Raw genomic sequence first — 245 nt, 5'->3', positions numbered from 1 at the left:
ACTCGCGACGACAAACCCGGCGCAGATCATTCCAGCTCGCTCGATAGCAACATCGGACAGCCGCACCCGCGTTCTCTCTCCAGACGAAATCGGCTCGGTGCTCCGATCGATTTATGCATCGAGTATCCGACGACCGTTGAAGTTAGCGCTACACCTGCTGGTGCTGACGATGGTTCGGAAATCCGAACTCGTCGAGTCGACATGGTCCGAATTCGACCTGGACGCCGCGCTATGGAGAATTCCGG

At 57.6% G+C, this 245-nt stretch carries 1 pseudogene; it reads left to right on the top strand.

The window, feature by feature from the left end:
• Positions 1-245, top strand: a pseudogene (locus SB764_RS43640) (integrase); the annotation flags it as partial.

It is taken from the genome of Paraburkholderia sp. SIMBA_027 (assembly GCF_046535315.1).
GTDB lineage: Bacteria > Pseudomonadota > Gammaproteobacteria > Burkholderiales > Burkholderiaceae > Paraburkholderia > Paraburkholderia tropica.
Note: the sequence above shows the minus strand (reverse complement) of the source record. Positions and strands in the feature narration are given on the sequence as shown.